This is a genomic window from Actinophytocola sp., from assembly GCF_035712165.1.
GTDB lineage: Bacteria > Actinomycetota > Actinomycetes > Mycobacteriales > Pseudonocardiaceae > DASYTH01.
Map to the genome: position 1 here is coordinate 22,605 of NZ_DASTBH010000002.1, position 9,504 is coordinate 32,108.

A 9,504-nucleotide genomic window follows, 5' to 3' on the forward strand; every position below is an offset into this window, starting at 1 on the left:
CTGCTCAGGCCTCCGCGGTTTGGTGCCGGTCGACGAACTTCACCGACATGTCGGTGTCCCACCAGATGCAGTACAGCTCGAAGTCGCTGTCGCTCTCGTTGATCACCCGGTGTGCCACGCCCGGCGGAAAGTGGACGACGTCTCCGGCGCGGAACGGGCAACGCTCGTTCTCGGAGTCCAGTACCGCCTCGCCGGTGACGGCGATGAAGATCTCGTATTCGTGGTGTGAATGCATGCCGGTCGCACCGCCCGGCGCGACCACGCACCACGAGCCCTCGAACGGCGCGTTGAGCGCCTCCCACGGCACGAGCCGCTGCGCGTCCGCGCCGTTCTCGTGGTTCATCTTGTCCCGCAACAATGGTCGGAGTTCCATCTCCACATTTCCTTTCGTAGGGTCAAAGGGTCAGCCTGCGATGGAGGCCGAGACCTGTGTCGGGTCCGGGGTGGCCAGCTCGGCGGCATCCTGATGGCGGAGGATGTCCTGCAGGATGTCGTTCGCCCGGGGTGCGAGCACGCTCAGCAGCGAGTCGGCGATCCCATGGGTGGCCTCGTTCACACCCTGCAGGTAGCAGGCCGCCGTGCTGGGCCGGTCGATGGCCAGCCGGTAGTCCCGGGTGACGGTGATGTCGGACAGACCGAGCGATCCGGCCAGGCGCCGCACCATCCTCGGCATCAGCTCCGAGAACCCGGTGCCGAGCAACACCAGGTCGGTCCGCAGCTGCTGGACGGCACCGGTGCGGCGGTCGGTCAACTCCAGGACGATCTCGTCGCCGTCGTCCCGGGCGGCCGTGATGTCGTGCATCGTGATCATTCGCAGGCGGTCCCGGCCGGACAGCCGGTCGAGGTACATCTGCCGGTACAGTGAGTCCATCGTGGACGGGGCGAGGCCGGCGTAGTTGGTGTGCCGCATCTCGGTCAGCATCTGCCGGCGCGCCTCGGGTCGGGCGATGTAGAACTCGTCGACGAACGACGGGAAGTACAGTTCGTTGTTGAATTTGCTCGTCTCGTAACAGTTCAGCCCGATCGAGCGGGTGACCAGCGTGGGGCGGCACTCCGGCAGGTCGTTCTGCACCGCGGAGAACAGCTCGGCCGCACTCTGGCCCGCGCCGACGACGGTGACCCGGTAGGGGAGACCATTGCGTAGTTGGGCGATCCGCTGCAGGTACTGGGTACTGTGGATCACTCGTTGCTGCGCGACACCCTGCAGCGGTTGGGGAATCCGGGCGTCCCGGCCGACCCCGACGACCAGGTACCGGCTGCGGATCACCCGCCCGTCAGCGGTCTTGGTCGCCCACCCGGTCAGCACGTCATCCGTCCATATCGGGCTGATGTCGACGCATTCCCGGCCGAGCTGTAGATCCACCATCGACAGCTGCTCGGCCGTCCACCTGAGATAGCCGGCGAGCTCGACCCGGTACGGCACGAAGCTTCCCATGTTCACGAACTCGTTCAGCCGGCCGGTGTCGTGCAGGTAGTTGAGGAAGGAGAACTTGCTGCGCGGGTTGCGCAGGGTCACCAGGTCTTTGAGGAAGGACACCTGGGACAGCGCCTCGGGCAGCAGCATGCCGCGCTGCCAGGAGACGTCCGAGTCCCGCTCGATGATGAGCGAGTCGCGGGCCAGTTGCGGTGCCAGTTCTTCCAGCGCCACGGCGAGCGCGAGATTCGACGGCCCCGCTCCGACGGCAAGCAGCTCAACATCATGGTTCGGCATGAAATGCTCCGGCCTCGTTGGGAGTAGTCGTGGATTGGTCAGACACCGGCAGCTCCCGACGCTGCCGGCACCAGGTCTCGCGCGGTCAGCCGGACCTGCGGCAGGCTGGCCGCCAGCGCCGCGGCGCAGCTGTCCGGATCGCGGCCGGCACAGATCACGTAGGCGTACCGGGAGATGAACTCGGCCGGCGGCAGCATCATCCGCGCGCCCGGTTCGACCAGCGCGGCCGCGGCGAGCACATCGTTGTCCGGCAGGCATTCCGGCACCGAGACGGCTTCGACGACGCACTCGGTCGCCGGATAGCCGAACCGCACCCCGGCGCAGCGGCCTTCGCCGCGGGACGGAAGCTCCGGCTCCCGGCCGAGCGCGACGTCGACGACGGCGGCTCCCGGATCGATTCCGGTGGCGAACCGGGCCAGCAGTGGGATCAGGTCTCCGCCGAGCCGCCCGTTGATCTCGACGATCACCGGGCCGCGTTCGGTCAGCTTGACCTCGGTGTGCGTGATGCCGTACCGGAAGTCGATCGCCTGGTGCGCCGACGCGATCGTGGCGATCAGCCTCGGATCGGCCAGCAACTCGTCGTTGGCGTCGACCATGTGCCCGAGCTCCTCGAAGTACGGAGCCATGCCGACGGTCTTTCGGGCGACGAAAAGTGGGCGGTAACGGCCGTCCACCACGGCGCCGTCGATGCTGATCTCGGGCCCGGTCAGGTATTCCTCGATCAGTGCGCCACCCTGGTAGGCCGGCGCGCCGATCAGGCTGGCCTCCTCGGCCGCGTGGAACGCTTTCCGCACGGCCGGGGCGTCAGCGGCCAGCACGACGCCGATGCTGGCGCCAAGGCCGCGTGGCTTGACGACGACCGGGTACCCGATGGTTTCCGCCGCGGCGACGGCCCGCGCCTCGTCCCGGACGAACTCGAACCGTGGCTGGGCCACCCCCGCGGCGGTGACCACCTGGCGGCTGCGGAACTTGTCCCGGCAGCCCTCGATCCCGGCGATGCCCGCGCCGGGCAGGCCGAGCATGTCCGCGACCTGCGCCGTGTTCACGATCAGCGCCTCGTCCCACGACAGCACGCCGAGGACCGGCGTCGTCGCGGCCAGTTCCCGGGCGGCGGCCAGCACGGCGTCCCGATCGAGCAGATCGACGACCGTGCCGCCGGCGACGTACGGGCGCTGCCAGGTGAGTTCCGCTGAGGCGAACAACCACAGCGGGTGCCGGACTCCGGCCGAGGACAACAGGTACTCCCGGTACGGACGCATTCCGCATCCGATCACCAGGACAACTCCGTCTGAACCCATAGAGATCCTTCTCCCCACGCTTCGTCGCCGGCAACTACATCCGGTGGATGGATTGGCCGGAACCCTTGACCTGCGCGGACAATCAAAAGCCGGGCAGGTTACCGAGCCGACGCGCCCGGCGACCGAGCGTGCGAAGAGGAAGTGGTCGGCACAACGCCGATCGTCAGCGGGACACTCCGTTGGTGGAGCGCAGATACTGCCCGGCGTAGGCGCGCCATGGCCGCCACCGCGCCGATCGCTCGACCAGGGCGGCCGGGTTGGTCGGCAGCTCGAGTGCCCCGGCGCCGGCGCGCACGGCCGGGTCGGCCGCGACGAACGCGTCGGGATCGCCGAGCGCCCGCATCGCGATCGTCTCCACGGTCCACCGGTCGATGCGGCGCAGCGAGGTGAGGTGTGCCCGGGCCTGCTCCCAGTCGGCGCCGATGTTGAGATCGAGCCCGCCGTTGACGAGCGCGTCGATCAACCCGGTCAGCGCGGCCGTGCGAGTGCCGGTCAGCCCGAGCGCGTCGGGATCCAGCCCGGCGAGGTCGGCCGGCTCCGGGAACAGGTGGGTCAGGCCGCCGAGCGGGTCCTCGATCGGTTTGCCGTATTCGGCGACGAGCCGCGCCGCAAGCTCCCGCGCCGTGGTCGTCGAGGCGCGCTGACCGAGCACCGCGCGCACGGCGAACTCGGCCGGACCGGTGGTCCGCGGAACCCGGCGGCCCGGATGCTTGGTGACCAGCGGGGCGAGCGCGTCGTCCGCGCCGAGCAGTTCGTCGACCGCGACCGGATCCGCGTCCAGGTCGAGCAGCCACCGGCACCGGCTGATGCCCGCGGACAGATCCCGCAGGTCGGTGAGCCGAAGTTCGCACATGATGTGGTCCGGGTGGGGCCGCAGCGCGGCGATGCCGTGCCCGTGCGGCAACCGCAGCGCGCACCGGTACTCCCCGTCCCGCCATTCCTCCACTCCGGGCACGGCGGTCGCGGCCAGCTGCTCGAACAGGTTGTCCGGACTCAGCGGCCGGCGGAAGGGCAGCCGCAGCGACAGCACGCTCGGGGTCGCACTCTTGCCCACCTTCTTCGCCCGGGTGCGCAGCTCGCTCGGCGTCAGGCCGAAGACGTGGCGGACCGTCTCGTTGAACGTTCGGACGCTGGAGAACCCGGCGCCGTAGGCGACCTGGCCCATCGGCAGCAGGGTGGTCTCGATCAGGATCCGGGCGGACTGGGCGCGTTGGGCGCGGGCCAGCGCGAGCGGTCCGGCACCCAGTTCGGCGTAGAGCTGCCGCTCGACCTGGCGGACGCTGTAGCCGACCCGTGCCGCGAGGCCCGCGACGCCGTCCCGGTCGACCACCCCGTCGGCGATCAGGCGCATCAGCCGGGCGGCCAGGTCGGCGCGCTCGTTCCACTCCGGCGACCCCGGCGAGGCGTCCGGCCGGCAGCGCTTGCAGGCGCGGAACCCGGCTGCCTGCGCGGCCGCCGAGGTGGGGTAGAACCGCATGTTCTGGGGCTTGGGCGAGGGCACCGGGCAGCTCGGCCGGCAGTACACCCCGGTGGTCAGCACGGCCGAGAAGAACCACCCGTCAAACCGGTCGTCCTTCGACAGAACCGCCTTCAAGCACCTGTCCACCTGCTGGTACACGCCCCCCAGTGTGCCCCGCCGCACCCCGGAAACCTCGCGATTTTGCGACATCACCCCGCCGAGCCGACCGAGCGCCCTCCCGCCGGCGCTCCAGACCTGATTGCTCACGTCTTCCCGGGAGCGTGATCGCCATCCTTTCGGTCGGGATCTCCTACACGAAAGGATTACCGTGAATGCCGAATCGTATTCGCAGCTCTGGACGCGTCCGGCAGCACCTCGACGATGGGTTCGCGGCCGGGTCTCGGGACGAGGCGCAGTTGGTCTCCGGTGATGAGCGGGAAGGTGGGCGGAGGTCCGTGGGGACGGTGCGCTCGTGGCGGCTTGTGCGGGCAAACCACTCGGCGTGATGGACGCGGCGAGTGTCAGCGCCGCGATCAGCGCCCTGGCCCGGCTCCTGCTGCGCATGTCCGATCCTCCGTTCCACCACCGCACGACCGGCGGGAGCCGCCCAATCCGTGGTCAGGACCGGCTCCGGGGTTGGCTCCCGGCCGTCAAGAATGGGTGCGCGTGTGGACGAGGGATTGGCTGCCGACGTGCGGTACATCCATTGTGGACCGGACGAAGAATGATCGAGAAAGAGATCGAATGTGTCCGCCTATTGCGGTGCGCCGCCGGATGGTGCTTGACTGGGTGCCGCCCTTGAGCAGGCAGGGGCGGTCGGGGTCCGGGGGACGTGCTCTGCTGGGGTGGACGGCGTTCACTGGGGAAACAATTTCGCTGACAGATCGTGGCTGCGCGGCCTGAATTCGGCCGGCGGTTATGTCGACGCGCCCGAAATCGGGTGCCTGAGGGGATGCTGGACCATGGGGAAACTGGGCCGGATCTGTTCTGTTGGTTCGCTGGGGGCACTGCTGCTCTCCGGTGTGTCGCCGGTGGCCGGGGTGCCCGCGAGCGCCGTGGCGTCGCCCGTCGTCCGGATGGTCGCACCACCATCGCCACGGTGCGCTCCGGCGACGCCACCCGCCACGCCGCCACCGGGCATTCAGCCGCCGATGAGCCGTCCCATTCGAAGCGAACTGGCGTCCGTGGCGTACGCGGCGCCCGAAACGCCTCGGCGGATGATCCCGGGTGACGTGTACCCGGTCCGGATGACCGTCAGCAACACCACCACGCAGCCGCTGGTGGCCGGCCGGCACGTGCTGTCCTACCACTGGACGTTGCCCAACGGGAACGACGCCACCGCGGGAACCCGGCTGGACACGGCGTTCGCGACGAACCTCGCGCCCGGCACGAGCGTCACGTTGGATGCCCGGGTCAAGGCGCCCGCGCTGGCCGACATCGGCAATGACCGCGAGCAGTTCATCCTGCGCTGGGACATCTTCGACAACTCGACCCGACGGTGGTTGTCGGACACGGCCGGCGTGCCGACGCTGGACTTCGACGTGCGGGTGGAGCAGCCGACCTCGGACCAGTTGGGCCTCGAGCAGTTCTACACCTACTCCGGGGTGCCCACCGGAGCCGGCGGAAACCTTCTGGTCAACCAGTTCTCCGGCAACGCGGTGTGGAACCTCGACGTGCTGTCCAACCCGAGCCGAGGCCTGGCCAGTTTTCTGCGGCTGTCCTACAACTCCGGCGACACCTCCAACTCGCACGCCGGGGTGGGCTGGTCGGTCGCGCCGTCGACGCTGAACCGGCTGGGCACGCCGCTGGAGTTCGGCGGGTTGCTGCCCGGGCTGCTCGGCTGGCCGCCCACCGTGACGCTGGTCGACGGTGACGGTACGAGCCATGTGTTCGAGCTGAACAAGAACGGCAGCGCGGACAGCCGGAGGTGGACCTACGACTCCCCGGCCGGCGTGCACCTTTACCTGCAGTACCTGCCGAACGGCTCCAGCGACCGGCGGTGGGTGTTCACCTCGCCGGAGCGCACGCAGTTCTTCTTCGACGCGCAGGGTTACCACACCGCCACGGTGGAGAAGAACGGCAACACGATGTCGTTCACCTACGAGCGGGCGCTGATCGGCAACCGCAACACCGGGGTGCTCAAGCACGTCACCGATGCGACCGGCCGGCGCACCCTGACGGTGGACTACTACCAGCGCGGTGACACGTTCTCCTACATTCTGGGCGGCCGCAAGCTGACCGGCACCAACCTGGACAACCTGTTCATCGTCAACCGGATCAAGTCGATCACCGACCTGTCCGGTCGGACGGTGGCGTTCACCTACACCGACCGGGGATTCCTCGGCGAGGTGATCGACGGGCTGGACAACCCGGACGCCAAGCCGTACACGTTCTTCTACGACGAGGCCGGCCGCAAGCTGATCTCTGTCGTGGATCCCAACGGGCACACCACCCGGGTCGACTACTTCGCCGACACACAGCGGAAATGGAACGTCCGCACGGTCACCGACCGGCGCAACAGTCCGATGGGCTTCGACTACGTCGATCCGGACGCCGGTGCGGGTTCGAAGATCGACTCGACGGTGCTGGACGGCAACGGGCACGCCACCCGCACCCTGATCGACGGCTTCGGCCGGGCCGAGCGGATCACCAACGCCAAGAACGAGTCGACCCAGCTCACCTGGGACGGCGACAACAACGTCATCCGGCTGGTCGAGCACAACGGCGCCGTGCAGACCTGGGCCTACGACCAGAAAACCGGGTTTCCGCTCGAGATCAAAGACGCCGAGGCCAACCGGACCAACGGTCCGGCCACCCGACTGGGCTATCGCACCACCCTGGACGGCCACGTCGCGGACCTGACCGAGAAGGTCACCCCGGAGGGCCGCAGGTGGTCGTTCGTCTACGACGAGCGGGGGAACCTGGTCTCCGTCACCGATCCGAAGGGCACCGCGACCCCGGATCCGAACGACTTCACCTCCCGGTACTCCTACGACGGGTTCGGGCATCTGATCAACCAGACCGATGCCAACGAGCACACCACCGTCTACGGCGACTACGACGCCAACGGCTACCCGCGGTTGATCACCGACGCGCTCGGGTGCACCACGTTCTTCCGGTACGACAACCTCGGAAATGTCGTGTCGATCACCGACGCACGCGGCAAGACCAGCAGCTACTCCTACGACGTCTTCAAGCGCCCGCTGGACACTCGCGAGCCGAAGGACCAGGCGGCCGGCAAGGTCATCGTCACGCCCGGGCCGCGGTACGACCGCAACGACAACGTGGTGACCAACACCGCCGCCAACGGCGCGGTGACCCGCATCGTCTACGACGAGATGGACCAGCAGGTCGGCATCTACGCGCCCAAGGATCTCCCGACCGATCCGGACAAGCTCACCACGTTCGCCTACGACCGGGTCGGCAACCTGCTCAAGCAGACCGAGCCCAAGGGCAACCTCACCTCGGCCGACCCGAACGACTTCACCTACACGTTCGTCTACGACCAGGTCGACCAACTGCTGCAGGCCACCGACGTCAACGGCAACCGGATCACCGCCGAGTACGACGGGGTCGGCAACCTGGTCAAGGAGACCGACGGCCGCAAGAACAGGACGCCCAACCCGGACGACTTCACCACCCGCTACGTCTTCGACGCCAACCACCAGGTCGCCGAGACCATCGACGCGGACGGCAACTCCGCCAAGACCCGCTACGACCGCGACGGCAACGTCATCGCCAGCTCCGACGAGGACGGCAACGAAACCCTCATCACGCTCGACGAGCGCGGGATGCAGAAAGAGGTGCGCTCCCCGCACCGCAACGACAACGGGTCCATCCGGTACTTCACCACCCGCTACGAGTACGACGAGGTCGGCAACCTGACCCGCACGACCAACCCGCGCGGCGTGGACACCCCGGACAAGCCCAACGACTTCCTGGCCGAAACCATCTACGACGAGCTCAACCGGGCCCGCGAGGAGATTCTGCCGTTCGACCCGGACGACGCCGAGCACCGCAACCCGGTCAGCACGATCTACACCTACGACGAGGTTGGCAACTCGATCGAGATCAGCTCGCCACCCTCGCACAACGAGACGGTCCGCAACATCACCAGGCAGACCTACTTCGACAACGGCTGGCTGCGCACGTCCACCGACCCGTGGGAGATCCGGTCCGCCTACGACTACACCGACACCGGCCAGCAGTCCAACCGCACGGTGACCAGTGCCGGCGGTGGGGCGCAGCGGGTGGAGACCTGGACCTACTTCCCGGACGGCAAGCTGAAAGAGCACTCCGACGCGGGCGTTCCGGTGGGCCGCAACGTGGTGATGGTGGACCGGCCGACCGGTGCCGCGAACGCGACGACCAGCTGGAAGGCCAGCGTTCCCGCCGACGGCACCTACGAGGTGTTGATTCGCTACCCGAAGGGCACCGCCACCGGCGCCACCTACACCGTCGCGCACAACGGCGGCACCAGCACCGCCCGGGTCGACCAGACCCGGCGCGCGGGGGAATGGGTCAGCCTCGGCAAGTTCGCCATGTCGACCGACCAGGTTCGTACGGTGTCCGTGTCCGGCAACGGAAACGGAACGCCCGAGGCAGGTGCGGTGCAGCTGGTCCGGGACAACACCGGCCAGGCCGACGACGAGCGGAAGACGTTCGGGCACCGCTACGACCCCAACGATAACCTCGTCGAACTGACCGACACCACGCCGAACAGCCCGGTCGACACCTATCGGGTCGCGTACAACAACGTGAACCTGGCCGAGAAGGTCGAGGAGCTGTCGAGCGGTTCGGTCAAGCACACCACCGAGTACCGCTACGACGAGAACGACAACCTGACCCTGGCCAGATTCGACGGCAAGTCGTCGCTCTACGAGTACAACACCCGCGACCTGGTCGCCAAGGTCACCAACAAGAAGAACGACGGCGACACCGGCAAGGTCAACTCGTTCACCTACACCAGGCGCGGGCACATCGACCAGCAGACCAAGAGCAATGGCAACACCGTCAACTACACCTACTACCTCGAC

Annotated in this window: 4 protein-coding genes and 1 pseudogene; 1 reads left to right on the forward strand and 4 read right to left on the reverse strand. The window is 68.1% G+C overall.

The features are described 5' to 3' along the window. Positions 1-4 precede the first annotated feature (4 nt). The 4 genes from VFO68_RS00165 to VFO68_RS00180 form a co-directional block, all read right to left on the reverse strand. Positions 5-373 (reverse strand): cupin domain-containing protein, encoded by a 369-nt coding sequence (locus VFO68_RS00165; protein WP_325156034.1) that lies wholly within the window; start codon positions 371-373, stop codon positions 5-7. 30 nt (positions 374-403) lie between these two features. Continuing rightward, positions 404-1,711, reverse strand: coding sequence for a lysine N(6)-hydroxylase/L-ornithine N(5)-oxygenase family protein (locus VFO68_RS00170; RefSeq protein ID WP_325156035.1), 1,308 nt, complete (start codon positions 1,709-1,711; stop codon positions 404-406). 38 nt (positions 1,712-1,749) lie between these two features. Beyond that, a complete protein-coding gene (locus tag VFO68_RS00175) occupies positions 1,750-2,970 on the reverse strand; it encodes an ATP-grasp domain-containing protein (RefSeq protein WP_325156036.1) in 1,221 nt (406 codons plus the stop codon). Between the two features lie 202 nt (positions 2,971-3,172). Continuing rightward, complete coding sequence (locus VFO68_RS00180; protein ID WP_325156037.1) at positions 3,173-4,627, reverse strand: AlkA N-terminal domain-containing protein; 1,455 nt, start codon at positions 4,625-4,627, stop codon at positions 3,173-3,175. 1,088 nt (positions 4,628-5,715) lie between these two features. Between VFO68_RS00180 and VFO68_RS00185 the strand changes: the two are divergent. After that, positions 5,716-9,504 (forward strand): annotated as a pseudogene (locus VFO68_RS00185) (sugar-binding protein); the annotation flags it as partial.

Excerpts from the sequence above, each read along its gene's own strand:
- VFO68_RS00175 (WP_325156036.1), bottom strand. The coding sequence starts at position 2,970 with ATGCGTCCGTACCGGGAGTACCTGTTGTCCTCGGCCGGAGTCCGGCAC.
- VFO68_RS00170 (WP_325156035.1), bottom strand. The coding sequence starts at position 1,711 with ATGCCGAACCATGATGTTGAGCTGCTTGCCGTCGGAGCGGGGCCGTCG.
- VFO68_RS00165 (WP_325156034.1), bottom strand. The coding sequence starts at position 373 with ATGGAACTCCGACCATTGTTGCGGGACAAGATGAACCACGAGAACGGC.